25 protein-coding genes are annotated in these 25,685 nt (G+C 68.1%); 13 read left to right on the forward strand and 12 right to left on the reverse strand.

Features of this window, described 5'->3' with window-relative positions; all coding sequences use genetic code 11:
• The coding region (locus tag RF640_RS17600; protein WP_368828500.1) for a nitrate reductase subunit alpha at nt 1-3,653 on the reverse strand (3,653 nt) is incomplete at its 3' end.
• A gap of 422 nt (nt 3,654-4,075) precedes the next feature.
• Between RF640_RS17600 and moaA the strand changes: the two genes are divergently transcribed.
• The 4 genes from moaA to RF640_RS17620 are packed head-to-tail and all read left to right on the forward strand — an operon-like array spanning nt 4,076 to nt 6,481.
• Nucleotides 4,076-5,197, forward strand: a complete 1,122-nt coding sequence (moaA, locus tag RF640_RS17605; RefSeq protein WP_058874006.1) for a GTP 3',8-cyclase MoaA — start codon at nt 4,076-4,078, stop codon at nt 5,195-5,197.
• Between the two features lie 39 nt (nt 5,198-5,236).
• On the forward strand, nt 5,237-5,572 hold the full coding sequence (locus tag RF640_RS17610; protein ID WP_017834538.1) for a MoaD/ThiS family protein: 336 nt from the start codon (nt 5,237-5,239) through the stop codon (nt 5,570-5,572).
• Nucleotides 5,569-6,162, forward strand: a complete 594-nt coding sequence (locus RF640_RS17615; RefSeq protein ID WP_051063819.1) for a molybdenum cofactor guanylyltransferase — start codon at nt 5,569-5,571, stop codon at nt 6,160-6,162. Before RF640_RS17610 ends, RF640_RS17615 begins: the two co-directional genes overlap by 4 nt.
• A gap of 28 nt (nt 6,163-6,190) precedes the next feature.
• A complete protein-coding gene (locus RF640_RS17620; RefSeq protein ID WP_058874004.1) occupies nt 6,191-6,481 on the forward strand; it encodes a DUF6457 domain-containing protein in 291 nt (96 codons plus the stop codon).
• Nucleotides 6,482-6,795: 314 nt separating this feature from the next.
• Here the strand turns inward: RF640_RS17620 and RF640_RS17625 are convergent, their stop codons facing one another.
• The 5 genes from RF640_RS17625 to RF640_RS17645 all read right to left on the reverse strand — a co-directional run bounded on the left by RF640_RS17625 (nt 6,796) and on the right by RF640_RS17645 (nt 13,053).
• Complete coding sequence (locus RF640_RS17625; RefSeq protein WP_058874003.1) at nt 6,796-7,263, reverse strand: pyridoxamine 5'-phosphate oxidase family protein; 468 nt, start codon at nt 7,261-7,263, stop codon at nt 6,796-6,798.
• 25 nt (nt 7,264-7,288) lie between these two features.
• On the reverse strand, nt 7,289-8,491 hold the full coding sequence (locus tag RF640_RS17630) for a globin domain-containing protein (RefSeq protein WP_109269495.1): 1,203 nt from the start codon (nt 8,489-8,491) through the stop codon (nt 7,289-7,291).
• 178 nt (nt 8,492-8,669) lie between these two features.
• On the reverse strand, nt 8,670-9,002 hold the full coding sequence (locus RF640_RS17635; RefSeq protein ID WP_058874019.1) for a cupin domain-containing protein: 333 nt from the start codon (nt 9,000-9,002) through the stop codon (nt 8,670-8,672).
• Between the two features lie 179 nt (nt 9,003-9,181).
• A complete protein-coding gene (locus RF640_RS17640; protein WP_058874001.1) occupies nt 9,182-11,941 on the reverse strand; it encodes a multicopper oxidase domain-containing protein in 2,760 nt (919 codons plus the stop codon).
• Between the two features lie 338 nt (nt 11,942-12,279).
• Entirely contained in the window at nt 12,280-13,053 is a 774-nt protein-coding gene (locus RF640_RS17645; protein WP_035929384.1) for a MerR family transcriptional regulator, read from the reverse strand.
• Nucleotides 13,054-13,107: 54 nt separating this feature from the next.
• Between RF640_RS17645 and RF640_RS17650 the strand changes: the two genes are divergently transcribed.
• Both RF640_RS17650 and RF640_RS17655 read left to right on the forward strand, forming a co-directional pair.
• A complete protein-coding gene (locus RF640_RS17650) occupies nt 13,108-14,385 on the forward strand; it encodes an amidohydrolase family protein (RefSeq protein ID WP_035929380.1) in 1,278 nt (425 codons plus the stop codon).
• A gap of 183 nt (nt 14,386-14,568) precedes the next feature.
• Nucleotides 14,569-15,636: a thiolase family protein gene (locus tag RF640_RS17655; protein WP_242630378.1), complete on the forward strand. Its 1,068-nt coding sequence runs from the start codon at nt 14,569-14,571 to the stop codon at nt 15,634-15,636.
• A 269-nt stretch (nt 15,637-15,905) separates the two neighbouring features.
• Here the strand turns inward: RF640_RS17655 and RF640_RS17660 are convergent, their stop codons facing one another.
• The gene (locus tag RF640_RS17660) at nt 15,906-17,411 is read right to left on the reverse strand and encodes a YhgE/Pip domain-containing protein (protein WP_368828502.1); all 1,506 of its coding nucleotides are present in this window, start codon (nt 17,409-17,411) and stop codon (nt 15,906-15,908) included.
• A 113-nt stretch (nt 17,412-17,524) separates the two neighbouring features.
• Between RF640_RS17660 and RF640_RS17665 the strand changes: the two genes are divergently transcribed.
• Nucleotides 17,525-18,160, forward strand: coding sequence for a TetR/AcrR family transcriptional regulator (locus RF640_RS17665; protein WP_052133091.1), 636 nt, complete (start codon nt 17,525-17,527; stop codon nt 18,158-18,160).
• Nucleotides 18,161-18,453: 293 nt separating this feature from the next.
• Here RF640_RS17665 and RF640_RS17670 read toward each other — a convergent pair whose 3' ends face one another.
• Together RF640_RS17670 and RF640_RS17675 are read right to left on the reverse strand one after the other, a co-directional pair.
• Entirely contained in the window at nt 18,454-18,621 is a 168-nt protein-coding gene (locus RF640_RS17670; RefSeq protein ID WP_368828503.1) for a hypothetical protein, read from the reverse strand.
• A gap of 220 nt (nt 18,622-18,841) precedes the next feature.
• Nucleotides 18,842-20,152, reverse strand: coding sequence for an ATP-binding protein (locus tag RF640_RS17675; protein ID WP_368828504.1), 1,311 nt, complete (start codon nt 20,150-20,152; stop codon nt 18,842-18,844).
• A gap of 305 nt (nt 20,153-20,457) precedes the next feature.
• On the opposite strand from RF640_RS17675, the gene RF640_RS17680 reads away from it, so the two are divergent.
• The 5 genes from RF640_RS17680 (at nt 20,458) to RF640_RS17700 (ending at nt 23,356) form a co-directional block, all read left to right on the forward strand.
• Entirely contained in the window at nt 20,458-20,859 is a 402-nt protein-coding gene (locus RF640_RS17680) for a hypothetical protein (protein WP_035930433.1), read from the forward strand.
• Entirely contained in the window at nt 20,856-21,164 is a 309-nt protein-coding gene (locus RF640_RS17685; protein ID WP_368828505.1) for a hypothetical protein, read from the forward strand. Before RF640_RS17680 ends, RF640_RS17685 begins: the two co-directional genes overlap by 4 nt.
• Before the next feature lie 556 nt (nt 21,165-21,720).
• Entirely contained in the window at nt 21,721-22,299 is a 579-nt protein-coding gene (locus RF640_RS17690) for a hypothetical protein (RefSeq protein WP_138976442.1), read from the forward strand.
• Nucleotides 22,299-22,622 (forward strand): hypothetical protein, encoded by a 324-nt coding sequence (locus tag RF640_RS17695; protein ID WP_241482915.1) that lies wholly within the window; start codon nt 22,299-22,301, stop codon nt 22,620-22,622. The genes RF640_RS17690 and RF640_RS17695 overlap by 1 nt, the downstream gene beginning before the upstream one ends.
• 542 nt (nt 22,623-23,164) lie before the next feature.
• Nucleotides 23,165-23,356 carry a hypothetical protein gene (locus RF640_RS17700; protein ID WP_017834438.1) on the forward strand — a complete coding sequence of 64 codons (192 nt, stop codon included), beginning with the start codon at nt 23,165-23,167 and terminating at the stop codon, nt 23,354-23,356.
• A gap of 58 nt (nt 23,357-23,414) precedes the next feature.
• Here the strand turns inward: RF640_RS17700 and RF640_RS17705 are convergent, their stop codons facing one another.
• Complete coding sequence (locus RF640_RS17705) at nt 23,415-23,924, reverse strand: hypothetical protein (RefSeq protein ID WP_272027740.1); 510 nt, start codon at nt 23,922-23,924, stop codon at nt 23,415-23,417.
• 64 nt (nt 23,925-23,988) lie between these two features.
• Nucleotides 23,989-24,156: a hypothetical protein gene (locus tag RF640_RS17710; RefSeq protein ID WP_165440211.1), complete on the reverse strand. Its 168-nt coding sequence runs from the start codon at nt 24,154-24,156 to the stop codon at nt 23,989-23,991.
• Nucleotides 24,157-24,374: 218 nt separating this feature from the next.
• Here RF640_RS17710 and RF640_RS17715 point away from each other — a divergent pair, with 218 nt between their 5' ends.
• The gene (locus tag RF640_RS17715) at nt 24,375-24,863 is read left to right on the forward strand and encodes a GNAT family N-acetyltransferase (protein WP_272027739.1); all 489 of its coding nucleotides are present in this window, start codon (nt 24,375-24,377) and stop codon (nt 24,861-24,863) included.
• 87 nt (nt 24,864-24,950) lie between these two features.
• On the opposite strand, the gene epsC is transcribed toward RF640_RS17715, so the two are convergent.
• Entirely contained in the window at nt 24,951-25,460 is a 510-nt protein-coding gene (epsC, locus tag RF640_RS17720) for a serine O-acetyltransferase EpsC (RefSeq protein WP_109244603.1), read from the reverse strand.
• Nucleotides 25,461-25,685: the final 225 nt, after the last annotated feature.

A 25,685-nucleotide genomic window follows, 5' to 3' on the forward strand; every position in this document is an offset into this window, starting at 1 on the left:
CCGAGGTAGTTGAAGGCCCAGGACAGCTGCGCGTAGCCGCCGATCATGTGGGTGGGTTTGACGAGGATGCGGGTGACCGAGTTGTGGATCCCGCCGCGGCGCCCGGTCGCCTCGGACTTCGGGACGTCGATCAGGCGCTCCTGGGCGTGGTGGACGTAGACCACCCCGGCCGGCATCCGGTGGGAGACGATGGCCCGGCCGATGTAGACGCCGTTGGTGTTGAGGCACTCGACCCAGTCGTTGTCGGCGACCTCGATGAGTGCGGCGTCCTGGGGGCTCATCCACACCGTGGTGCCCCCGCGGGCCAGGGAGAGCATGAACAGGTTGTCCTGGTACTCCGAGTGGATCGACCACTTGTTGTGCGGGGTCAGATACCGCACGGCGATCGACAGCTCCCCGCGCTGCCCGAGCTTGGGTTCCCCGAACAGGCGGTGCATGTCCAGGGGCGGGCGGTAGATCGGCAGGGACTCACCCATGTCCTTGAGCCAGTCGTGGTCCAGGAAGAAGTGCATCCGTCCGGTGAGGGTGTGGAAGGGCTTGAGGCGTTCGATGTTGATGGTGAACGGGGCGTAGCGCCGCCCGCCGGTCTCCGAGCCGGACCACTCCGGGGAGGTGATCACCGGGACCGGGCCGGCCTGGGTGTCGGCGAAGGTGATGCGCTTCTCCTCGGAGCCGCGGGCGAGGTCTGCGAGCTCCACCCCGGTGCGCTTCTCGAGGGTCTCGAAGCCCTGCACGGCCAGCTCCCCGTTGGTGGTGCCGGAGAAGAGGAGGATGGCCTCGGCCATCCGCGCGTCGGTGTTGATCACCGGTCGGCCTGCCGCGGCCCCGGAGTCGAACACCCCGTGCAGGCGGGCCAGCTGGTCCACCTGGTGGGAGACGTCGTAGGTGATGTACTTCGTGGTGAGGCCCAGCTTCTCAGCCAGTGGCCCGACCGCGGAGAACTTCTCCCCGACCGCGGTGTAGTCGCGCTCCACCACCTGGAGGTTCGGCAGGTTCTTGCCCGGTACCGCCGGGACGTCGGTGCCCTTCCAGTCCGGGGCGTGGCCCCCGGGTTGGGCGAGCTCGCCCGGGGTGTCGTGGGTGAGCGCGGTGGCCACCATGTCCTTGCGCACCCCGAGGTGCACCTTCGCCTGCCGGGAGAACTCCTCGGCCAGCAGCCGGAACAGGTCGTAGTCCGTCTTCGCTTCCCACGGCGGGTTGATCGCCGGGGTGAAGGCGTGCACGTAGGGGTGCATGTCGGTGGAGGACAGGTCGTGCTTCTCGTACCAGGTCGCGGCGGGGAACACGACGTCGGAGAGCAGGGTGGAGCTGGTCATCCGGAAGTCGGCCGATACGAGCAGGTCGAGCTTGCCCTCCGGGGCCTGCTCGTGCCAGGTCACGTCCTTCGGGCGGGAGGTGGAGTGGTCGGAGCCCAGGACGTTGTGGTGGGTGCCCAGCAGGTGCTTGAGGAAGTACTCCTCACCCTTAGCGGAGGAGCCCAGCAGGTTGGAACGCCACAGCATCAGGGTGCGCGGCCAGTTCTGCGGAGCGTCGACGTCCTCGACGGCGAAACGCATGTCCTGCGCCTTGAGTCGATCCGCGACCCACCGGGCCTCATCAGGTGCTTCCCCGCGGGCCACACCCTCGGAAGCGGCGTCGGCCACGTCCAGGGAGTTCTGGTCGAACTGCGGGAAGAACGGCATCCACCCCATGCGGGTGGACTTGGCGACCACGTCGGCGGTGTGCATGCCCTTCAGGTGACCCTGGGCCAGCGGGGACTGCAGCGAGTCGGAGGAGTACCCGTCGGAGCGGAACTGGTCGGTGTGCATGTACCAGAACGCGGTGCCGATCATGAACCGCGGCGGGCGGGTCCAGTCGGTGGCCGCGGCCATCGTGGCCTGGCCGGTGATCGGTCGGGTCTTCTCCTGGCCCACGTAGTGCGCCCACCCGCCGCCGTTGCGGCCCTGACACCCGCACAGCATCAGCATCGCCAAGATCGCCCGGTAGGTGACGTCCCCGTGGTACCACTGGCAGATGCCGGCCCCGAGAATGATCATCGACCGGCCGCCGGACTTCTCCGCGTTGGTGGCGAACTCCCGGGCGATGCGGGCCACCGCCGCCGCCGGGACCGAGGTGATCTCCTCCTGCCACGCGGGGGTGTAGGGGGTCTCCACGTCGTCGTACCCGGACGCCCACTGGCCGGGTAGCCCGGCCCGGCCCACCCCATACTGGGCGAGCATGAGGTCGAAGACCGTGGTCACCGTGCGTCCGGCCACTTCGGTGACCGGCACCCCGCGGTGGACCACCGAGCCCTCGCCCGTGGCATCGGTGAACGCGGGCAGATCGATCACGCTAGTGGCCTGCTCGTAGGACGCCGAGTCGGCGACGGACAGGGCCGGGCGCACCCCCTGCAGGTCCAGGTTCCACTTCCCCTCGTCGGCCTCGTTGTAGCGGAAGCCCGTCGACCCCTGGGGCACCACCGGAGTGCCCGCGTCCCGGTCCAGGAGCACGGTCTTGAACGCCGCGTCCGCGGCCTCTGTCTGCCCCAGGTCCTGGGCAGTGAGGAACTTGCCGGGCACCACGGTGCCGTCTGGGCGCTGCTCGAGGGTGACGAGGAAGGGCAGGTCGGTGTACTGCACCACGTAGTCCTCGAAGAACGGGACCCGCCGGTCCACGAAGTTCTCCTTCAGGATCACATGCCCCATGGCCATGGCCAGGGCGGCGTCGGTGCCGGCCTGGGCGGGCAGCCACTCGTCGGCGAACTTCGTGTTGTCGGAGTAGTCGGGACTCACCGAGACGACCTTGGTGCCGCGGTAGCGGGCCTCGACCATCCAGTGCGCGTCCGGGGTGCGGGTGACCGGGATGTTGGAGCCCCACATCATCAGATAGGTCGCATCCCACCAGTCGCCCGACTCGGGCACGTCCGTCTGGTCCCCGAAGACCTGGGGGCTGGCCACCGGCAGGTCCGCGTACCAGTCGTAGAAACTGTTCATCACCCCGCCGATGAGGTTGAAGAACCGGGCGCCGGCCGCGTGGGAAACCATGGACATCGCCGGGATCGGGGAGAACCCGGTGACCCGGTCCGGGCCGTAGGTCTTGATCGTGTGCACGTGGGCGGCCGCGGTCATCTCGAGGGCCTCCTGCCAGCTGGAGCGCACCAGCCCGCCCTTGCCCCGGGCCTGCTGGAACGCCCGGCGCTTCTCCGGGTCCCCGACCACGGCCTGCCAGGCCAGGACGGGGTCCCCGCCGACCTCTGCCTTGGCGGCCCGGTACATCTCCAGCAGCACCCCGCGCACGTACGGATAGCGCACGCGGGTGGGGGAGTAGGTGTACCAGGAGAAGGCGGCCCCGCGGGGGCAGCCGCGTGGTTCGTACTCCGGGCGGTCCGGGCCCACGGAGGGGTAGTCGGTCTCTTGGGCCTCCCAGGTGATGATCCCGTCCTTGACATAGATCTTCCAGGAGCAGGAGCCTGTGCAGTTCACCCCGTGCGTGGAGCGGACCACCTTGTCGTGGCTCCACCGGTTCCGGTAGAACGCGTCCCCGGCCCGCCCGCCCTCGCGGAAGACCGCGCGGCCGTCCGGTGACTCCTCCCAGCGGGTGAAGAACTTCCCGAGCTTGAGCAGGGCGTCGGAGGCAGGACCATCGGTGCGCGGCGGGACGGATTCGGTCGTCATGGAAAGAAACCTAGTAATGCGCCGGCAAGAATGCCATTCTTACGCGTTACTGATCGTCGCGCCACGACTTGTTCTGGCCATAATGCATTCCGTGGTAAATGCTGACGTGTCATATGTTTCAGAAAGAGAACTTTGTTTCAGAAGGCGAGCCCATTGCGCTTCCTGAGGCGGCATGTCGGGGATCTAGGGCGGTTGGCTCCCCTAGCCGAAAGCTTCGAAAATCGTTCGATTCGAATCACTGGGATTTCGTCATATCGGCCTGCCCTAATCGTGTCCCTAATGCCCGGGACGCACGGTGTTGTGCGCAACCCAAGGAACGATCAGTAACTTTTGGGGACCAGCAAGGTGACCCCATAAGGTGGGTCAAATAACGCAAGTGATGTCTGTGCTATTGCGCTGATCGATATGTTGGAGGCGGTGACATGGGCGTTTCCCTGGGACTTCCGCAGATCCGCGGTGCCGGTCCGGGCCCCAGCGGCGCGCCCCGGGAGGCGGGGCTCGCCGATCGGCACGGCCGCCGGGCCACCGACCTGCGGCTGTCGGTCATCGACAAGTGCAATCTGCGCTGCACCTACTGCATGCCCGCCAAGGGCCTGCCCTGGCTGCCCGCCGCCCGGCTGATGAGCGCCGGTGAGATCACCCGCATCGTCGACGTCGGGGTCCGGCAGCTGGGGATCACCGAGCTGCGCCTGACCGGCGGGGAACCCCTGGTGCGGGCCGACCTGGAGGAGATCGTGGCCGGGGTGCGCACCGCCCACCCGCAGCTGCCGGTCTCGCTCACCACCAACGGCATCGGCCTCGCTACCCGGGCCCAGGCCCTGGCCGCGGCCGGGCTGAGCCGGATCAACATCTCCTTGGACACCCTGGACGCGGCGACCTACCGGGCCCTGGCCCGCCGGGACCGCCTGGCGCAGGTGCTGGCCGGGGCCGAGGCCGCGGCCGCCGCCGGGCTGGCCCCGGTGAAGATCAACGCGGTGCTAATGCGCGGGGTCAACGACCACGAGGCCCCCGAGCTGCTCGCCTGGGCCCTGGAGCGCGGTTTCGCCCTACGGTTCATCGAGCAGATGCCGCTGGACGCCGACCACGGCTGGACCCGGGCGGAGATGGTCACCGCCGCGCAGATCCGCCACCGGCTCAGCACCCGGTTCCGGCTCACCCCGCACCCCGGCGCCCGCGACGGCGCCCCGGCCGAGCTCTGGGACGTCCACCCCACCACCCCCGCCGGGGCCCCCGAGGAGGTTCCCGGGGCCGGGGAGGCGCCGCTGGGGACCGTGGGTGTCATCGCCTCGGTGACGGAGCCCTTCTGCGCCGACTGCAAGCGGACCCGGATCACCGCCGAGGGCAGGGTCCGGTCCTGCCTGTTCTCCCACGAGGAGGTCGAGCTGCTGCCGCTGCTGCGCGCCGGTGCGACCGACGCCGAGCTCGCCGAGCGGTGGCGGGCGGCGATGTGGGCCAAGCCGGCCGCCCACGGCATGGACCACACGGGCCTGGACTCACCCGACTACGTCCAGCCGGAGCGGCCGATGAGCGCGATCGGGGGCTGAACCCGTGGCCGCCCCACCACACCGACCGGAACAGGAACGATGACCCAGAACACCACAGAGAGCAACCCCCGTACCCTGACCTCCGCGACCAGTACGACCATGCGGGTACGGTACTTCGCGGCTGCACGCGCAGCCGCCGGGACCGAGGCCGAGACCCTTGAGCTGCCCACCGGAGACGGCGCGCCCCGTACCCGCGCTGATGTGGAGGTACTGCTCGCGCAACGCCACCAGCAACCGGTGCCTGGACAACCGCTGCTGGGCCAGGTGCTGTCCCGTGCCAGCTTCCTGCTCGACGGGGTGGCCTGCCCAGATGCGGCGGCCGAGATCCCGGACGGGGCCGTGCTCGACGTCCTGCCGCCCTTTTCCGGCGGATGAACACTCCGGCCGGCGCTCTGCTCTTCCATGTTGTGGTCCTGGCCGGGGGCCGATCCTCCCGGCTGGGCGGCACACCCAAGGCGAGCCTGCGGCGAAACGGGCGCACCCTCGTGGAACTCACGGTGGAAGCGGTCCAAGGGGCTGCCGGGGTCGTTGTGGTCGGACCCGCGGAGCTGGCCGTCCCCGCGGGCGTTCTGCGCACCCGGGAGGATCCGCCGTTCTCCGGGCCGGCTGCGGGCATCGCGGCCGGGCTGGCCGCCCTCGAGGCGCTGCCGTTGGCGGACTGGACCATGACCCTGGCCTGCGACATGCCCGAAGTGGCCCGCGCCGTACCCCTGCTGCTGGGGTCCGCCGGGGCCGCGCCCGAAACGGACGGACACATCGGCGTCACCCCCGACGGTCGCCGCCAGCCGCTGGCCGCCCTGTACCGCACCGAGGCGCTGCGCGCGGCCTACGCGGACCAGGACCCCACCAACCGCTCGGTACGCTCCTTCACCCACGACCTTCTCCTGCAGGAGGTCACTGTGGCCGAGGACGCCACCGCGGACGTGGACACTTGGGACGACGTGCACAAGTTCCGGCTCAGCTGACAGAAGACCCCGAGGAAAGGAACGCGGCATGGCGAAGAAGATGACGTCTGAGGAACGACGCCTGCTCTCCGAATGGATCGCCCAGCTCAAGACCGAGTTCGAGCTGGACGCCATGGACGTGCCTCTGGACGACCTGCTGGCTCTGGCCGGGGTAGTCTCCACCGGGGTGGCTCGCCCCGCCGTGCCGGTCACGGCCTATGTCGCCGGATACCTCGCGGCACTACGCACCCGGCAGGCACCGGATCACGGCGCCGCCCACACCATTCAGGACGTCATCGCGGTCGTACCGGTACCTGCTGCGGATCCACAAGACACCTGATCCTGCCCCGGCTCCTGGCACAACCCCAGCTGCGGTGTCGAGGTGCCTGGTGATGCCGTGGATGAACGCGCCCGCCACCACCGCGGCCCCGTCCCTGTTCCGGGGCTCGCATGGCCTCGCCACGGGGACGGTGGGTGGAGCCAGCAGGACCGAGCAGGGCGGAGTCAGAGCGGACTGCTGACACCGGCAGCACTGCCGGCCCCGGCGCATCGCCCAGTGTCACCGGTGCTCGTCGTCGAGCCCTGTGGCCTCGCACGGGCGAGGCCACAGGGCTGGACTGAAGAACCGACCCAGACGGTCGGCGTTGCGGTGGGTCAGTCCACGGGTGAACGCGGTGCCTCCGACAGACCGGTGCGCCACGCCTTCGGGTCGGCCACCTGGAACCGGCGTCCCGACACGGTGGTGGGGCCGATGCGCACGAACCGTCCCTTCGGTCCACTCTGCCAGGGCAGCAGCGGCAGGCTCAGCGTGTCGGTCAGTTCCTCGATACCGCGGATCTGCTCGGACCGTCCCTTGACCACCACGCTCCACGCCCGGTTGACCGACGCTTCGTACCCGTCGATCTCCAGGGCCACGGGCACACCTGAGAGAGCCGCCGAGAGCTTGGTGCCTTCCGTGGTGCGGAACACCAAGCTGCTGTGATCCACCACGTAGTTGATCGGGAAGATCTCCGGGTGGTCCTCCACCCAGACCGCCAGACGGCCGATGCCGGTCGCCCGCAACAGCGTCCAGCAAGCACTGGCCGACAGCGTTTCGATTCTTTCCTCGTACTCCTCGGTCATGACATCCTCCTCAGAACTTGCGTTCCTACTCGAAATCGGCGAGCCACAGGTCGGGGCCGAACACCTCGTACTGGATGTCCTTGGCCGGCACTGCGTGGGCGATGAGGTCGCTGCGCACCGCCTGCATGAACGGCAGGGGCCCGCACAGGTAGTACTGGGCCTGGGCGGGCAGCTCCACCGACCGCAGATCCATCAGCCCGGCGTGTTCGTTCGTCCCCGGGGTGGGGGAGGGGTGTTCGAACCACACGGCCAGGGACCCGTCCATCAGTTTTTCGAGGTCGGTGGTGACCTGGGTGCGCAGCGCGAAGGCCTCAGGGGAGGCATCAGCGTGCAGCAGCACCACCTTGCGCTGAGCTGCGGCCGCCACCAGGTGGGAGAGCATCCCGGCCATCGGGGTGATGCCGATCCCGGCGCTGACCAGCACGACCGGCCGGTCGGTGTACTCCAGGACCACGTCCCCGAAGGGCGCCGAGAGGGTGATCTCGTCGCCGACCTGCACCTGATCGTGCAACAGGGTCGACATCTCTCCGGCCGGGGTGCCATTGCCGTGGACGCGCTTGACGGCGAACACCCGGTGCCGCCCGTCGTCGGCCTTCGTGAGGCTGTACTGGCGCGGTTGGTGCACCCCGTCGGGCATCGGCATCTTGCACGTGACGTACTGGCCCGGCAGTGAGGGCTTGACCTCCCGCTCATCGACGCGCTCCACCACGAAGGTCGTGACGTCGGCGGTCTCCGGGATCTTCTCGGCCACCCGCCAGGTGCGCCACACGGTGTCCGGGGACAGGCGGGTGGCCTCGTAGAGGCCACGCTCCTGGGTGATCAGCGCATTGGCCATCAGCCAGTACACCTCGTCCCAGGCCGCGGCGACCTCCTCGGTGACGGCCTCGCCGAGGACATCGACGATGGCCCACATGAGGTGGTCATGGACGATCTGGTACTGGTCCGGGTGCAGCCCGAGGGAGACGTGCTTGTGCGCGATGCGCGAGAGCAGATGGTCGGGCAGCTCGGTGGGCCGGTTCACCAGATATCCGGCGTAGCCGGCCACGGACCCGGCCAGGGCCTGCTGCTGACGGCCGTCGGCCTGGTTGCCGCGGTTGAACAGCCCGTCCAGCAGCTCGGGGTGCTCGCCGAACATGTGCGCGTAGAAGCGCCGGGCAATCTCCTGGATGTTCTCCCCGACCACGGGCAGGGTGGACTTCACGACGGGGTAGGCGGTGTCTGACAGCATATTTTGCTCCTCTGATGGGTTCGGCAGGATCAGGATTCTGGCGGTTCATGCCCGAGCTGGCATCGGGTTCTCCAGCGGGTCCCGGTGCGAGCACCAAGCGGGTGCCGCATCGTCGCTCAACGGGAAGTTGGGCGATCATTGTGCGCGGTAGCGGGTGCCGTGGCCGCGCATCGGGAATTCAGCGGTGTTTGGCCACGCTCAACAGCACGACGGAGTCCTCCACCGCTTCCAGCCCGTGACGGGCCTGCGGGACGATGAGCAGATCCCCTGGGGATCCGTTCCACTGAAGCTCCCCGGCGCTCAGGAGCACTCGTCCGTGGAGGACGTGCACGGTGGCCTCACCGGGATTGTTGTGCTCGTTCAACCCGGAGCCGGCTCGCAGCGCGATGACGGTCTGGCGCATCACCTGCTCATGGCCGCCGAACACTGTGTGAGCGCTGCGCCCACTCGGGGCCTGCTGGGCGATCTCCAGCTGGTGGCGGGCCAGGGCGGTCAACGACGACTTCTGCACCATGATCATTCCTTTCGGTAGCGATGGACGGGTTCGTTGTGGCCGTACCGGTGGGTCCCGGCCACTCACACGGCCTCCACCGCGCTCTGCCCTTCGGGCGGGCGGGAGCGTCACAAACCTTTGACTGTCGTCCTGACAGGCAGGTACGAGTGGGCTTCGTCGGGCGCGCAGAGGAGGTGTCACGGGGAAACCCGGATCAGCCCTCTGGCCCCGCGTTCGGCCTCGGCCAGGGAGTGATTGACGAACGGGTAGGTCCCGGGCTCGGAGAACTCCAGCTCCACGAACCCGCCCTGGGCCGGTGCCAGGTCCAGGACCTGGGCCCCGCCCTGCCCGGTGCCACCCGGAGGCAGGAGATAGGCGCCCTCCTTGTAGACGGTGTCGAACTGGCCACCCACCACATGGAAACTCATCCCCTTCGACGGCCCGGCGGCCAACACCCAGATCCGCACCCGTTCACCGGTCCGCGCAGTGAGCGGGTCGTGGACGTACTGGGTGGCGTGCCCGTTGAACATCGTCAGCGACGGCACGCCCTGCGCGACCCGCTCCGGGGCCACCACCGCGTTCGCCCCTCCATCGGCAGTGTCCCCGGCCGGGGAGAGATAGGTCTCGTTCTGCACCAGCAGGAACTCCCGGTCCACGCCCGGCAGACCGGGCGGGTCGATCACCACGGCCCCGAACATCCCGGCCGCCAGATGCGTGCTCATCGGAGCTGTGGAGCAGTGGTAGAGCCAGATGCCTGAGCGAACGGCCTCGAACCGGTAGACCAGCGACTCTCCCGGGGCGATGGTGCGCATCGGCCCGTCCGGGGCGAGTGCACCGGCGTGGAAGTCCACCGAATGCCCCATCGAACCGTCATTGACCAGGGTGATCTCGAAGACATCGCCCACCCGCCCGTGCAGGGTCGGGCCCATGTACCGGCCGTTGTAGGTCCACCCCTGCAACTGCATTCCCGGGGCGATCTCCTGCGGTATCTCCTCGACCTCGAGCTCCACCCGGTGCACCCGGCGCCCGCTCTCCGGCTCACCGTCCACCGGTTCCAGCACGGGGGAGCGGGTGTCGAACTGATCCCCGGGTGCGGCGCCGAAGTCCACGGCCGGGTCTGGATCCGCGGCCGGATCCGCGGCTGGATCCGAGGCGGGCGCGTGCAGGCCGGGGTGCCCGGGCGCCTCCTGCGCTGCCGCCGGTGCCGCAGCCACGGCGGTACCGTCTGCGTCGACCGCGATGACGTCGAAGCCCATGCCCATGCTCTTGTGCCCGACGATCGAGCACCAACCCTCCACCGACCCACCGATCACCCCGGCATCGACGGTCACGGTCTGCCCGAGGGCCACCCGGCCGCTGCTGGCCCCGGAAGCCAGGACGAGGTCATGGACGTTCGTGGGGTCGTTGTTCGTCAGCTCGATCACCAGCTCGTCACCCACCGGGACCTCCACCGAGGCCGGCTCGAACCGCATGCCCTCCTCGGCGCTGACCTCCACGGTGGTGGTCCTTCCGGTGGCCTGCACCGGGCCGGCGCCCTGAGCGCGAAGATCGAAGCCGGCCGCCGCCGGATTCAGCGCGATGCCCACCACCACCGCGGTGGCCACGGTGAGGACCCCGGCCACTGCCCCGCGGACATGCCGGGAAGCCGGCACCTCCCCGCCCGGGGCAGCCGGGCTCGGTGCCGACGTGTCCGCCCGGGCCCGGTTTCGAGACGGCGGTGCCGCAGCGGCCTTCCGCCCGGCCACCGAGACCTTGGCCGCAGAGACCATCAGAGGAACAAAGGCGAAGAACACCGCGGCCCCCAGCACCGAGACCACGGCTCGTACCCAGGACGGCAACAGACCGGGGGGCAGACTGAACAGCAGCACGCACAGATTGATGACCACCACACGGAACATGGCCGCCCGGTTGATCACCTGATTGGCGGCCCGCACGGTCGCCGGGCCGCCGCCCATCGTGACAGGCAGGAGATAAGTCATGGCCCCCAGCAGTACTTGGGCCAGGAAACCGGCCACGAACGGCACGGTCAGCTGCCGCAGCACCGCGGTCTCGAATCCGTGCCCGGCCACCAGCCAGGTGATCACCACCGTCGTGGCCAACCACCACATCACCCCGGCAGCCACGGAGAAGCCCGCATAGTCGGCCGGCCGCCGACGGCAAGCGGTGCCGGCCATGACCACCGCCACGGCCACCAGCCCACAGATGTAGGCGGCCAGACCGGCCACCGTCACCCACACCGTCCCGAGCAGGGATCCCCCGACCGTGGTCACGATCCCCCCGGTCATCACCGGCAGAGCGACTGCGGTGATCCGAGAGGAGAAACCGACCATGCGGGTGCGCAAGATCGTGGGCCACAGCGTCAGCAGCGTGCCCGCGACCGTCAACCCCACGAAGCCCAGCACATTGGTCGCCTCGTGCGCCAACAGGACCCGGGCATGCCACGGTGCGGACAGCCCGGCGGCCAGCACGGCCCCCAGCACCGCCCCGACGGGCAACAGGAACGCCGCCACCACGTAATACTTCACGGTCACAGCGAATCGCGACGGCAGCGCCGTGCGCAGCTGCCCCAGCAGCGCAGTGCCGTGCCAGGTCAGCGCGGCCCCGATCAGGACCGCCGCCAGCACGGTCAGCCAGTACCAGGTGCTCAGCAACCCGGCGATCAGCAGCACGATCCCGACGTTGAGCGTGCGGATGCGGGCCAGTTGCCGTCTCCTGGCGCCATCGGGCAGCCGGTTCTTCAGCAACGACTCGGTGAAGTGCTGGGACCACACCATGATCGAATTGGTGATCAAGCCCAGGGTCACCAGGTGCACCATCACCCAGCGGAAGTCAGGAACCCAGCGATGGACCAAGATGACGACCAGCAGCACGCCCATCCAGATGCGGATCGGTGCGGCACTCCGGCGATGCCATGACGCGCGGCCGTGGAGCCGTGGGCGACTGGTCACGTGACTCATCCATTCTTAATCTTGCATTTCATTTGCAAGTATAGGTGTCGTCATCGGCTGCCCATAACGCGAGGAAGTCGCGATCCTGAGGAGAGGGGGTTGCAATCGGCCCGAGAGTTGGCGCACGACCACGTTCGCCGGATGGACCCGCTCACTCGTACCCGATGACCACACGTCATCACCGTCGTCATCGATGACCGATCCGCACGATCGGCCACCACACGCATGAGTCGGAAAAGACCGCGCAGCACCCTGATTGTCCTGTCGCTGCCACCCCACACCGATACCAAGCCCCGCGCAGGGTGAGGTTGCGATGGGGGTTCCTCCGTGACCGGTTCTGCTAGGGGTCAAGGCGTGGTTGCGCCGTGCAGGTGGTGGGTGGCGTAGTACTTCATTGCTGTCGCCAGCCAGCCGGGTAGGGCTGGGTCGACGTCGGCGATCCAGGTCCGTTGTTGGTCGTCGTTGAGGTAGTGATCGGCCAGGGCGCGGTAGGCCTCGGCATCCGGTTTCCAGAACTGGGCGATGGCTTCGTGGTGTTCCTCGACGAGCTGTTGGGCGTCCTGGTCATCAGGCGGCACCTGGTGTCGCATGAGTCCGGCCATGCGGTGGAGCAAGGCTCGGCTATCGGCGGCTGCTTGTTCGTAGTCGGTCATTTCCCAGCCGTCGGTGGCGGTCTCGACGGCGGCGAAGGTGTGCTCGACTGCTGGGCCGTGGGCGGCCCTGAGCCGGTCCTTCAGCCGAGTGCGGTCGTGGTGGAGGCCGCGGAAGAAGTCCGCAGGTTCCATGGTGTGGGCGCCGGTGAGGTCGGTGATCGTGGCCTCGATGGTTTCGATCACGGTGCCCAGACGGTGTTGTTCGGCGAGGATCTGTTCGCGCTGGGCGCGCAGGGCGGTGATCTCGTTGACCTGCCCGTCGATCACCTGCCCGATCTGCCCCAGCGGCACACCCACTTCGCGCAGCAACAGAATGCGCTGCAGACGCAGCAGTTGCTCCCGGCCGTACCAACGGTAGCCATTGGCCCCGATCTCAGCCGGTGCCAGGAGCCCGATGGCGTCGTAGTGGCGCAGGGTCCGGGCGCTGATCCCGGCCATGGTGGCGAGCTGGCTGATGGAGTAGCGCACGCTCCACCGTATCGCCTTGACCTTCTCGTAGCGTCAACTTCTACCGTGAAAGCCATGGCACTGACGATCAATAACGCGAGGATTTTCGACGGCACCACTATGAGCGCCCATGACACGGTGCGCGTGGTGGACGGGCGCATCGAAGCTGTGGGAGGGCCCGAACTGGTGGCCGCCGGGGACATCGTGGTGGAGGCAGGTGGGGCCACCCTGCTGCCCGGGCTCATCGATGCGCACCTGCACCTGCTGCCCGGGACCGCCCACCAGGCGGTGACGTTCGGGGTGACCACCGGGATCGACCAGTTCAGCAAACCTGAGGTGATCACCCCGGTCCTGGCCCGCAACCACCGACCGGAGGTGGCGCAGATCAGGACCTCGAGCATCGGGGCGACCGCCCCAGGTGGGCATCCCACGATGGCCTACGCACCCTTTCCCTACGTCACCGGACCCAAGGACGCCGCGGCCTTCGTCGCCGACCGCAGGGGAGAGGGTGCGACCCATCTGAAGGTCTTCTACGACGACGGCTCGACCGCCCCGATGCGCATGCCCTCCTTGGATCTGCCCACGGTGGCCGCCCTGGTCCGGGCCGCCCACACGGGCGGGATGCTGGTGGTCGCCCACGTCACCAGTGCCGCGGCTGCCGTCGACGTCGTGGCCCAGGGCGTCGACGTCCTCGCCCACGTGCCGTTCGAGCCGTTGAGCGAGGCCCAGCTGGAGGTCTTGGCCGCATCCCGGGTACCGGTGATCGCCACACTGGGCATCGCCGACGGCTTCCCGGGCCCGGACGGCACCATGCCGCTACTGGGTCAGTCGCGCCTGGCTTCGCGCCTGGGACCGGGATGGACCGGGATGCTCCAGCGCCAGGGGAAGCGGTGGATGCCCCCAGGGGCGCCCGACTTCGCCGCCGCCAGGCGCAACGTGGGGGCACTGCACGCCCGGGGGGTGCCGATCCTGGCCGGCACCGATGCCCCCAACCCGGGTCTGGTCCACGGGGCGAGCCTGCACCGGGAACTCCAGCATCTCGTGGCCGCCGGGCTGAGCCCGCTGGACGCACTGGCCGCGGCGACCTCCGGCCCGGCGGCCGCCTTCGGCCTTCAGGACCGCGGGGTGATCCGCCCGGGGGCACGGGCCGATCTCGTCCTCGTGGCCGGGCGCCCGGATGAAGGCATCACCGCCACCCAGGACATCACCGCCGTATGGAAACAGGGTGTGGCAGTGGATCTGGACGGGTATCGGGGCAGCCTTGAGGAGGAGACCGACCTGGTGGCACTGCAGGCCACCAACGAGAAGATCATCGCCGCCATCCACCAGGTGTGGCCGCAGTTCACCTCCTGACCGCGGCACTCGACCAGCCCCAGCGGACCGATCGAGAAACCGCCGATGAACCCCGTTGCAGTTGGGGTTCCTTTTGGGGCAGCTGTTATTCCGTGGGGCAGGTTCTAGGGGATCTGGGCTGCGGCGGTGTCGCTCGCAAGCAAAAGGGGAGCGGTGCCCGCACTGGAGTCGACCAGGAGCCCAGTGAGTGCACGGCTTGGGATCGACGACGTCCTCGGAGCGGCTCTCCAGCAGGGGACCCAGGGCATGAACCTGGCCCGGCAGGCCGCTCTGCGGGCGGGGCTGCCGGTGTCGGTGCCCGGGATGACGGTGGACCGGCAGTGCGCCTCCGGGTTGATGGCCATCGCCTTGGGTGCCCGGATGATCCAGGGCGGGAACGCGGAGGTGGTCGTGGCCGGGGGAGCGGAGTCCGTGTCCCTGGTGCAGAACAAGCACTTCAACGGCCACCGGTCCCAGGATCCGTGGCTGCAGGAGAACGTCCCTGGCCTGTACTCCAGCATGCTCGAGACCGCGGAGGCGGTGGCCGACCGCTATCGCGTCTCCCGCGAGGCGCAGGACGAGTACGCCGCGGAGTCCCAGCGCCGCACCGTCGCAGCCCAGCAGCAGGGGGCCTTCGACGCCGAGATCGTTCCCCTACCCACTCACAAGCTGGTGTTGCAGGACGGGCAGCCGGAACCGACGCCCGGCATCTTGACTCTCGATGAGGGCAATCGGCCCGGCACCACCACCGACTCCCTGGCCGGGCTGCCCCCGGTGCTCGACCGGGATGGGAAGCACCCGGGACGGTTCAGCATCACCGCGGGCAACGCCTCCCAACTCTCCGACGGGGCCGCCGCGGTGGTGCTGATGGACGCTGCTACAGCGTCCGCACGTGGTCTCGAGCCGCTGGGCGTCTTCCGCGGCGTGGCCGTCACCGGGTGCGAACCCGACGAGATGGGCATCGGACCAGTCACCGCGGTGCCGAAACTGCTGGCCCGGCACGGCCTGACCGTCGACGACATCGGCGTGTGGGAACTCAACGAGGCCTTCGCCTCCCAGACCCTCTACTGTCGCGACACCTTGGGCATCGATCCGGAACGACTCAATGTCGACGGCGGCGCCATCTCCATCGGCCACCCCTACGGGATGTCTGGTGTCTGGATGGCCGGTCGCGCCTTGCACGCACTCCGCAATACGGGCGGAGAGTACGCCGTGGTCACCATGTGCATCGGCGGCGGCATGGGCGCCGCCGGACTCTTCGAAACTCTTTGACCCATCGGAGCATGGCGATCACACACTCACACTCAATCGCTGCGACCAGTCTTAACCATGAAGCGGCACTGACGTGAAGAGCCTCCAGCGAAGGACTCTGAGGGCGCGCAGGATAGGTGATGTCACCGTCCCCGTTTGATGCTTTGAGCGGCCCAGGGGAGTGTCATATAGGCGTCCTGAGCCTACGGGGGACGGGACGGCGCCCCAAGGCGGTCATTTTGCAGGAGATTCGGGCACCCCGAAGGAATCTTCCTGGGTGCCCGGGTTGGTCAAACTGCGACCGGGGCCGATCGTGCCACGACCCCGCGGCGTCCGGCGGTGCGGTCGTAGAGCGCGCCGACCGCCAGTGCCACCAGCACGGCCACTGCCAGGATCGCGGTCAGGGCGAGGACGCCGGTGCGCAGGCCGGCCTCGGGGACAGCGTCGAAGTAGAGCACCGAGCGGACAGCAATGGCGATGTGGTGCAGCGGCTCGGCCGGGGCAATGGCACGGAAGAAACCGGGTAGGGCCTCCAGGGGTACGACCGCCCCGGCTGAGGGCAGGCCTATGAGGATCAGGTACAGCATGGCCAGTAGCATCCCGGCGCTGCCGAAGACGGTGAGCAGGGCGAAGACCACCGCAGAGACCGCGGCCATGGCCAGCCAACTGACCAGGAACAGGGTCCCGCCGTGGGGAAGGGGGACACCGGCGGTGTGGGCGACCCACATCACCACTCCGCCCGCCGGGGCGGCGGCAATCACGAACAGGCCCCATTTGAGCAGGAACGTCACCGGGCGCGAGGGCGTGGTGGCCGGGTTTTGTTGGAAGCGTGCGCCCATCTCCAGGGGTGTGATGCCCAGCCGCCCGTCGACGAGCACGTTGATGCCAATGGATCCGGTCAGGCCGAGCACGAGCAACAGGATTGCGTAGTAGAAGGCCCCCATGCCCAGGGCGGTGCCATCTTCCAAGTCCTGGTAGGCGGTGGTGGTCACCCGAATCGGATCGGCCAGCACCACGGCTGAGGCCGCACTGACCTCAGGGGCCAGTTGCTCGGCCAGCTGGGCGGGAGTGTCCTGTTGCTGGGCGGCCAGTTGCTGGGCGAAGGCGGCGGTGGCTGGCCCGGCTTGGGCAGCGGCCTGCTGCGCCTGCCGGGCCTGCTGCGCCTGGTCCGCGGCCAGTTGCTGCTCCACCTGGAGGCGGGCCTGATCCTCGGCGTCCTGGGCGGCGACGGCAAGCTGTCCGCCGAGAGTGGCGCTGGCCCGGTCCAGGCCCGGTTCGATTGCCGCGGTGGCCAGGCGGGTGGCCAGGGCCCCGGCCTGCGGGTCGGTGTAGACGGTCACGGTCGGCTGAGTGGTGTCCTCCTGGGTCAAGGACCCGGCTACTAGGCCGACGGCGTCGGCGGAGAAGGACTCCGGGATGACCACCGCGGCGTAGACCTGCCCGGTCTGCAGCTGGACCTGTGCCTGCTTCCAGGACAGCACCTGCAGGTCCAGTTCCTCGCCCTGGGCCGCTTCCTCGACGAACCCCTCGACGATCTCGTCACCGAGGTTCTCTTGCTGGACGTCCCCGTTCCCGCTGGACACTTCAGTTCCGGCGTCCTGGTTGACGACCGCGACAGGGAAGTCCTTTAGATGGGCGGCCGGATTGGACAGGCCCCCCATGTACAGCCCCGTGCCGGCGGCAGCCAGCAGGATTACCACGAGGACGGGCAGTACCCAGAAGCGCACGGAGCGGTAGGGAGACCGATGCTTCTTGTCGGCCCGGGATCGCGTGCGAAACGGGGGCTGCACGGACATGAAAGGGACCTTTCGGACGACTGTTTCGATGCATGGATGCATCGAGCTCTGCAGCATGACGATACACTGATGCATTGAGATTGGATACGCCGATGCATGAGACGGGGCTCACCATGGACACCTTTGCTGCCACCGACCCGGGCGCAAAACGATCGCGGAGCACCACTCGGGCCCGGTTGCTGGCCACCTCCGCAGCCGTGTTCGCTGAAAAGGGCATCGAGGGCGCCAGTGTGGAGGAGCTGTGCGCGGCGGCCGGCTTCAGTCGCGGCGCTTTCTACAGCAATTTCGCGACCAAGACGGAGTTGGCCTTGGCGATGTACGAGGATCACGTCGGCCAGTTGGTCACCCGGCTCGACGACCAATTGGAGGCCTGGCTGGCCGCCGGGGAGCCCACCGCCGCAGTGGTAGGGCGCATTATCGAAGGCATGTCGGACTTCACCTCTGACACCATCTGGCACTGCGTGCGACTGGAGTTGCTGCTGGCCGCCCGTCGCTCACCTCAGGTGCGCGACGTCGTCCTCGCGCAACGGGTCACCCTGACCGAGGCGGTCACCGAGGCGCTGGCACGCGTGGCCGACCAGCAGGAACTCAGCCTCACCGTGAGAGCCTCTGAGCTGGCGGAGTTGCTGCTGTCGACCTACGACGGACGGCTCAACGACCAGCTCGCCGCCCCTGTGAGCACGCCGGCTAACTCCCACCTTGTCCCCACTCTCTGGCTGGCCTTCACCCGGCCCAGAGTCCAGCCGTGATAGCCGAGAGTCCACTAGCCCCGTCCATGTAAAGACCTGGGTCTGCGCCAAGCCCACAACTTCATCCCCGACCGCGTGCCGCCCAAGAGTCATTATTCAAGGGAGCCCTTGGTGCAGGAGCCCTGTACACGGGAAACCGAAGGTGTGACCGCATTCTCCGAGTCAGCCGAATAACGTTTGGGACGGCCCAGCGTGGTGATGACCAGGGTGCCGTGCTCCTCAAGTCCGCGACCCCGACAGGTACCGAGGGCGGAACGGACGCGGTGCGGTAGACCCGTGCGGGTCGGGTGGGGTCAGCGGTGCTCGAGGATCAGCACCGCGGTGGTGCCCGGCTCGAGGGCCTGGAAGGTGTGCGGGACGTCGCCGGGGTAGCTGATGTAGTCACCAGGGCCGAGCTCCGCGGGCGCCTCGGCCGGGCCGATCAGGGCGCGTCCGGTGGAGAGCACGAGGTGCTCGATCACCGACGTGGGGTGCGGGTCGGATTCCCGGGCCGGGCCGGGTTCGAAGGCCAGCCGGTAGAGATCACGCCGGGTGCCCGGTGCCGCGTTGGAGAGCAGCGTGACGGCGTAGTCGGAGTGCTCCGCCCGGATCGGCTCGCCCTCCGCGGCCCCGAGTACACCTTCTGAGAGCGACCAGAACGCCCCAGGGTTACCGGCCTCTACCGCCCGCCCTGGATCCGTCTCACACGCGAGCCAGGGAGTGGATGTCCTCGCGGAAAGCGGCAGCCACTTCTTCACTGACGGTAGTGCGCGTTTCTTGGATGGCGTCAAGGTAGTCCGCTGTGGTGGGCCCGAGCGGGGTCTGGACTGGCTTGTCTGTTTCGCCTTGGTCGGCAGCATCGGTGTAGACAGCCGTTTCCAGGGCTCGTTGTGACGCAGCGCGGGCGGCGAACTCGATGTCCGCCGGTGAGTAGCCCTCGGTGCGTGCCACGAGCTGGGGCACGTCGACGGATTCTTGAACGGTGTCGGGAATGAACCGTTGCCACATGGCCGTTCGTGCTTCGGCGTCGGGCAGGCCGATCGGGATGACGTAGTCGAAGCGGCCGTGGCGCAGGAAGGCGGAGTCAAGGGCACGGATGAAGTTGGTGGCGCACACCAGCAGACGACCTGATTGCTCGCGGAAGGCCGGGATGATTTTGAGCAACTCGTTGGTGACGCCTTGGGTGGGGCTGGGGGGCTCACCGGAGCGGTGGGAGGCGATTTCCTCCACCTCGTCCAGGAACACCACCACGTGCTCCAGCTCGGCGATCTGCAGGAAGGTCTGGCGAAGGGCTGCCGCCAGGCCGTCGGGTTCGGCGGCCAGACGGGAGGGGAAGATCTCCACGAAGGGCCATTCCAGTCGGGAGGCGATGGCTTTGGCGAAGGTGGTCTTGCCGGTGCCCGGCGGGCCGAAGAGGACCACCGCCCGTGGGGGTACGACCCCGTAGGTGTCGGCCAGATCTGGTTCAGCCAGCGGGAGCACTAGGCGCCGCTCCAAGAGTTGCTTCTCCTGTTGCATCCCCGCCACGTTGTCCCACAGGTTCCGGGGCAGCACTCTGCCGCCCAGCAGGGCCAGGGGTTCCAGTTCGGTGCGTTGGACTGGGATGGTGCGCTCGAAGAAGCGCAGGTCTTTTACGTCCCGGAAGCCTCTGCTGAGGAAGGGCCCGAGGCGGGTCTCGGTGGCCGGCATCAGGGCGGACAGCTTCGTCAGCCCCAGCGGCGCCATCCGGTTCTCGAGGGCAGCCAGCAGAGAGGTGCCGATGCCTCGGCCCCGCCAGTCTGGCAGCGTGGCCAGGTAGACCACCCAGCCCTGCTCGTGAGCGGCCCGCCCCACGGCCGCCCCGATGACTTCCTCCCCGTGCAAGGCGATGACGGCATAGTCCTCCTGACAGGAGGCCAGCACCTCCGACAGGGAGTACACCGGCTCCACGCCGGCGGCCGTCATGGTGCTCCACAGGTGGAGCACCCCGTCCAAGTCCGAAGGGTGAAAGTCTCGGATTCGCCAAGCGGTCATGGGCATATCCCTTCGTGTGATGCGCGGTGATCGATCAGGTGAAGCTGTCCGGTTTCAGTACGCCCCAGAAGCGGTGGGACGTTTGGTCGACACATGCACAGCGGAGTTATGAGCGGGCCTCATCCCATCCACTTTACATATGGCCCGGCTACCGGACATTGCCCGTGGGAACGGTGATGCAGTTGAGGTTCCCCTCTTGTGCGTCGTGGATCCGGCGCTGACCGGTCGGTAGCGTCTGAGCAACCATGGACAAGGGAGCGGGAAGGGCTGAGCGCAGGAGGAAACCGCCCAGGTCATTGCGTCGGGTGGCCCTGATTGTCACCGGCATCAGCGGTGCCATCGCCGTCGTCTTAGGAACGATCACCTGGGTCGTTGAAGAATCCGCTAACCCGATGCATCCGCTTGGTAACGCGGGATGGCTCGCCTTTCCCGCCGGCTTCGTCGCGGTCGGTGGGCTGATCGCCTTTCTCGGCGACGTCGTGCTCGCCAGCACGACCCAACCCGGGGAACTCGAGGCGGCAAGTTCGCTCCCTGGTCGCTCTCATCGGCCGGTCCGTGCCCTGCGGACGGCCGTGCTGGCCTATGCGCTCGTGCTGTTCGTCGGCGCGCTGGGTGCTATCGCGTTCACGGTCTATGACCGGGGCGGGGTAGCGGTGAGCCTCGACGTCTTCGTGTTCCTGTGTGCTGCGGTCTTCCTCTGGGGGTGATGCGCCTGCGCAGGCCTGCCGCCTCCCCCGCACAGGGCGCAGGCATCGATGCAGGGCTGGCCCGAGGCACTGTGGGAGGGGTGCAACCTCAGGTGTTGCGTCAGTGGGGGCTCGCCTTCACCGGGGTGGGCACGGGCATTGCTGTGGTCCTGTACTGGTACATCGAGTTCGTCAATCACTTCTTCTGGTCGGGCGTGCTGTTCGGCCCGATCATCTTTCTCGGTTTCGCGCACATGGTGGCTGTCGGCGGGCTGGCCGTTCTGGTCGTCGACGGGCTGCTGCGGCTGACCGGGCGCCGCTACTGAACGTCGTCTGCCGAGGGAGGACAGCACAGCATCCCTGAGCCTGGCGAGGGGAAGGATCTGGGCTATGACTGTTTCCTTGGCCCGCCATGTTGCACGAGGGGTTCCTGTCTCGGTGGTCCCGTACTCGAAGGCACCTCGGCCGCAGGAGGTCATGGTTCAAGTGCGCGACCGGCTGGCCGAATTGGAGCGCGCGGCCACCCCGGCTTGAACCTTATTCGTGGGTCCGCGAACCTCTCGGGCACGCGCCGCACACATGAGGTTCACGCACCACCAAGGTGGCTGACCTCGAGTCCTACCCCAGCATCGGTAGCACCCGGTCCCGCCTGACCTCGGAACCATGAGACGGAGGGTCTGCATCCCCAGAGCAGACCCTCCGTTCCCATGTCCGAAACATCCTTTCGGCCGTTCTCTTTTGCAACTGGTCGTGGTGTGCTGTCCGCACATTGTGCACTTGAGTGCCGACCCGGGCACCGCAGGCACGTCCACTCCGCAGGAAAAGAGAGTCTCGATGCGCTTGAAATCTACTTCACGCTACGCTCTGTTGCTCGGCCTCATCATGGCTGTCACTGGCTCAGTCGGCCCAGCCCTGGCCGCTCCGCCGCCCCAGCCCGACGACAACGAGCTCGTGCTCTACGCCCCCACCACCCGCCAGACGTTGACGATTGAGGAGCCCGACCAGCAGTCCTCGCCCCAGAAGGACGACGACATGTTCACACCAATGCTGCTCGGCCCGATCGACTCATTGAACTGCAACGTCCTGAACCGCCCATCCCACATCGTCACCACGTACAACGCCCGCGCCCGATCGGGCTTCTCCGGGGGCTATATCAAGATGGAGTGCGGCACCGACGCCGGCTACGGCTACCGGCACATCCGTTCCCGCCACCAGCAGGACTGGCAGAACAAGATGTACCCGCTGCGGGCGAACTGGGACGACTTCATGGACTTCGCCACCAAGCAGGCGCTGGCCTCTCCGTCCAAGACCGCCTTCCAGGGCAGCGGTAAGTACTGCTACACCACCCCAGTCCAGATCCGGAACTCCCGCGGCGCCGTCGTGAAGACGTTCTATCCTCGGATTATCATCTCCTCGACCAACCGTCGAGTAATCACGTCCATCCCAGGAGGCTCGTGCTGATGCCCGCACCGATCACGGTCCGCATGTTCAACGAGCACGGCTGCCCCTGGCCGTTCTTCGGCCCCGAGAGCCTGATGAGCCAGGAGGAGTTCCCGCTGCCGGCAGAGCTCACCGAGCAGGTCCTGGCGTGGACGTCCGACTTCGCCCGCCACTACGACGAGGAGCGCGGCTGGCCCTCGGCGCAGGCATACGAGGCCTCCCGGCAGGAGGGGCGGCGCCTGGCCGCCGAGGTACAGACGGCCGTCGGGGACGAGGTGCGGATCCAGCTCGAGCACTGGGAGCGGATGGTCGACGGCCAGGAGGCCTCCGCCCAGACCAGCTGATCCAGCCGCTGCCATCAACGGAGGGCCTGTCTCCCCAGAGCAGACCCTCCGTTCCCATGTCCGCACCCTGGCGCGGCCTCTTGGGGTGTCCGCACACATGGGTGCCGTCCCCACAGAGTTCACCGTCGGGAAGGACCCCATGAGCACCACGACCCCCGCCGCCTCCGCGGCCGCCACGGAGATCGAGACGACCGGCGCCCCGATCCTCGGTTTCTTGCAGCTGAACACCTCCAACGGCAAGGTGTTCCTCAACGCCACTGCCCCGTCCAGCGAGTTCCAGTCCAGCACCGCTTTCGACGTCGACGGGTGGGCGCCAGAGCTGCCCTACCTGGAGGTCTCCTTCACGGCCGCCGGACTGAGCGAGGCCGACGAGGCGGATCTGGTCGACGCCGGGTACCGCCCCGTGATAGGCCTGGTGCGCGGTGTGCTCGCCACTGTGATCGCCCCGGCGCCGGGCGCAGACGCCCCCGACTACCTGTTCGTGGACTTCGAGTCCACCGGGCTGCCGCAGATCGCCCCCGGGGGAGCCGAACCCGCGCTTCGTGCCGCTGCAGGTCGCCGCCGCCGTAGTGGACGCCGGGCTGAACGTCGTGGCGACCTACGAGGCAAAGATCAACGCCACGACCGAGCAGCTGGAGTCGATGGTCCCCTTCGTGCGCAACATGCACACCGAGACCGGCCTGCTCGCCGCCCTGGAAGCAGGGGGACTGCCCCCGGATCGCTTGACTCCTTGACCTGTTGCGTTGCAGCAGGGGTTCCTTTTGGGGCAGCTGTTGTTCCGTGGGGCAGCCCCTAGGGGATCTGGGCTGCGGGGGTGTCGCGGGTTTCTGCGGCGGGGTCGCTGTCCTGCCACTGGCTGAGCCGATCGGCGTCGCACTCGTCGCGGGAGGCGCTGGTCTCGTCGAGGCGCTGAATGGTCAGGCATCCCTCCTCCTCTCCCCGGGGGCCGAGGAGGTGCCAGATGCGGGCTTCGCCGTCGACGACGATGGCCGCTTTGATGGCGGTGTGGTCCGGGAAGAAGCTGTTGGCGGTCTTGTTCGTGTAATCGCCGGCCAGGCTCAGGGACCGGCCGTCGCAGCTCAACCTCAGGGACGGGGGTGCTGTGGTGAGGTCCTCGCTCTGCCCCGGGCCCATGGCGCCTTCGGAGATGGTGCACCCGGGAGCGGGGGTAGTCGCGGTGGGCGTGACCTGGGAAAGGGGTTCTGGTCTGTCTTGGAGCAGCAGGTTGTCCTCGCACCCGGTGAGGACCAGGGAGGTGAGAGCGGCAACGGCGAGGCTGAGGACACGGACGGATCGCTGCACGGCGGGGGCTCCTTGGCAAATCGAGGAAAGGGTGCTGGTCTCCGACCGGGACGGTGCTGGGGGGCTATGGCTGCCAGCTGCCGGTGCGGTCGCCGTGCTTGTGGACGTAGTCCTTGATGCCGGCGGTGACGCCCTTGCGCACCACCCAATAGAGCAGCCACAAGGTGATGACGACCATGAGCAACCAGATGAACAGTCCGAGGAATGCCCCGAAGCTAGCGACGTCCATCACGAGGAACCTCCTGGAGTAGGTCTGTCCACGCTATCGAGGAACGGCTCCGTACTTTGCACCCCGCCCATACCGTGCGTGTCGGCCGGTCACCCCGTGTTCCACGCGTCGTGCGACTACCTCACATCCCGGTGCCGTGTTTCATCAAGGGTTCCTCGTCGATCATGCGGCTCGACCAGCATCTGGACCGGCCCACGTGGTGGCATTCCTAGCATGGGGACATGCGCCTGCGAGAGACGGTCCCAGCCGACTTGGACTTCCTCTTGGGCTGGGTGCCGTCCGAGGCGGACATGGTGCTCTGGTCCGGGCGCACGTTCACCTGGCCGCTGGATCGGGGTCAGCTGGAGAGCTACCTGCACAATGATCAACGCCGGTATTGGACCGGGCTGGACCCGGAGTCGGGGCATCCGGTCGGTCACGCTTCCCTGCTCGTCGACGCTGACGCGGCCATGATGCGGCTCGGCTGCGTCCTCCTCGACCCGGCAGCTCGCGGGCGTGGTCTGGGGCGGGAGCTGATCAGGGAGGCGGTGCGCACGGGCTTCGAGACCACGGAGGTGCCGGCCATGAAACTGGGCGTGTACTCGCACAACGTCCTAGCTCGACGCGTCTACGAGGACCTGGGGTTCAAAGAGACCGGCCAGGTGCGCAGCACCGAGGTGAACGGCCAGCCCTGGCACGCCATGGAGATGGAGTGGCCACGACTGGCCTGAGCCGCAAACAGACGCAGGCTCGCCCCGCAGCGTGACTGGCGCCGTCACGCAGATCCGACGTTACGTCTGAGCTGCGGCGTGAGATCATTACACGTCGATGCCCACGACCGTGGTGTCGGCCGCGACGTCACGGGTCACCACGGCGCCAGCGCCGATCTTCGCCCCCGCCCCAATGGTGATCGGGCCGATGACCTTCGCCCCGGAACCGATGAGCACCCCGTCCCCGACAACGGCGTGGCGCCGACCCGGGGAGCCATCCCCGACGAAGCTCGCCCCTTGGTAGATGGTCACGTCGTCACCGATCACGCTGGTCTCTCCGAGAACAACCTCGCTGCCATGGTCGATGAACAGCCGGTGCCCGATCACCGCACCAGGGTGAATGGTGATCCCGGTGGCCTTCGCGGAGGCGGTGGCGATGGCCTGGGCGGCGGGTCTGCCCCACCGGGTGGACCACAGGCGGTGGGCGATGCGGTGGGCGGCCACCGCGTGCAGCCCCGGATAGCTCAGCAGCGTCGCGACGGTGCCTTGCCCCGCGGGGTCGGCGGCAGCGATCGAACGGGCATCGGCGAGGACACTAGGACGGGTGGGCTCGGTCATGGCCACACCCTAGAAGACATCCAACCGGGAACCGTTCACCCTTACCGGCTTTACATATGGCCCGGTTAGCGGCCGGGCTCCATGTCGGCCCTTGGGCGTCTGGCATCCATGCGCTCCACGGATTTCCGTCACAACGGTGGAGCGTGCCTTCAGGTGTCCCGTGACGGGTTCAGTGGAGGCTTGATAGTGCCGCTCCGGCGGTCGCCGGGGCGGTGTGGTGACGAT

The organism is Kocuria sp. CPCC 205231, from assembly GCF_040980965.1.
In the GTDB taxonomy this organism is placed as follows: Bacteria; Actinomycetota; Actinomycetes; order Actinomycetales; family Micrococcaceae; genus Kocuria; species Kocuria rosea.

What these genes read in the sequence shown, in the direction of transcription:
- RF640_RS17640 (WP_058874001.1), bottom strand. Translation starts at nt 11,941, where the DNA reads ATGAGTCACGTGACCAGTCGCCCACGGCTCCACGGCCGCGCGTCATGG.
- RF640_RS17650 (WP_035929380.1), top strand. Translation starts at nt 13,108, where the DNA reads ATGGCACTGACGATCAATAACGCGAGGATTTTCGACGGCACCACTATG.
- RF640_RS17620 (WP_058874004.1), top strand. Translation starts at nt 6,191, where the DNA reads ATGGCGAAGAAGATGACGTCTGAGGAACGACGCCTGCTCTCCGAATGG.
- RF640_RS17690 (WP_138976442.1), top strand. Translation starts at nt 21,721, where the DNA reads ATGGCTGTCACTGGCTCAGTCGGCCCAGCCCTGGCCGCTCCGCCGCCC.
- RF640_RS17625 (WP_058874003.1), bottom strand. Translation starts at nt 7,263, where the DNA reads ATGACCGAGGAGTACGAGGAAAGAATCGAAACGCTGTCGGCCAGTGCT.
- RF640_RS17660 (WP_368828502.1), bottom strand. Translation starts at nt 17,411, where the DNA reads ATGTCCGTGCAGCCCCCGTTTCGCACGCGATCCCGGGCCGACAAGAAG.
- moaA (WP_058874006.1), top strand. Translation starts at nt 4,076, where the DNA reads ATGGGCGTTTCCCTGGGACTTCCGCAGATCCGCGGTGCCGGTCCGGGC.
- RF640_RS17615 (WP_051063819.1), top strand. Translation starts at nt 5,569, where the DNA reads ATGAACACTCCGGCCGGCGCTCTGCTCTTCCATGTTGTGGTCCTGGCC.
- RF640_RS17665 (WP_052133091.1), top strand. Translation starts at nt 17,525, where the DNA reads ATGGACACCTTTGCTGCCACCGACCCGGGCGCAAAACGATCGCGGAGC.
- RF640_RS17675 (WP_368828504.1), bottom strand. Translation starts at nt 20,152, where the DNA reads ATGACCGCTTGGCGAATCCGAGACTTTCACCCTTCGGACTTGGACGGG.
- RF640_RS17610 (WP_017834538.1), top strand. Translation starts at nt 5,237, where the DNA reads ATGACCCAGAACACCACAGAGAGCAACCCCCGTACCCTGACCTCCGCG.
- RF640_RS17695 (WP_241482915.1), top strand. Translation starts at nt 22,299, where the DNA reads ATGCCCGCACCGATCACGGTCCGCATGTTCAACGAGCACGGCTGCCCC.
- RF640_RS17715 (WP_272027739.1), top strand. Translation starts at nt 24,375, where the DNA reads ATGCGCCTGCGAGAGACGGTCCCAGCCGACTTGGACTTCCTCTTGGGC.
- RF640_RS17630 (WP_109269495.1), bottom strand. Translation starts at nt 8,491, where the DNA reads ATGCTGTCAGACACCGCCTACCCCGTCGTGAAGTCCACCCTGCCCGTG.
- epsC (WP_109244603.1), bottom strand. Translation starts at nt 25,460, where the DNA reads ATGACCGAGCCCACCCGTCCTAGTGTCCTCGCCGATGCCCGTTCGATC.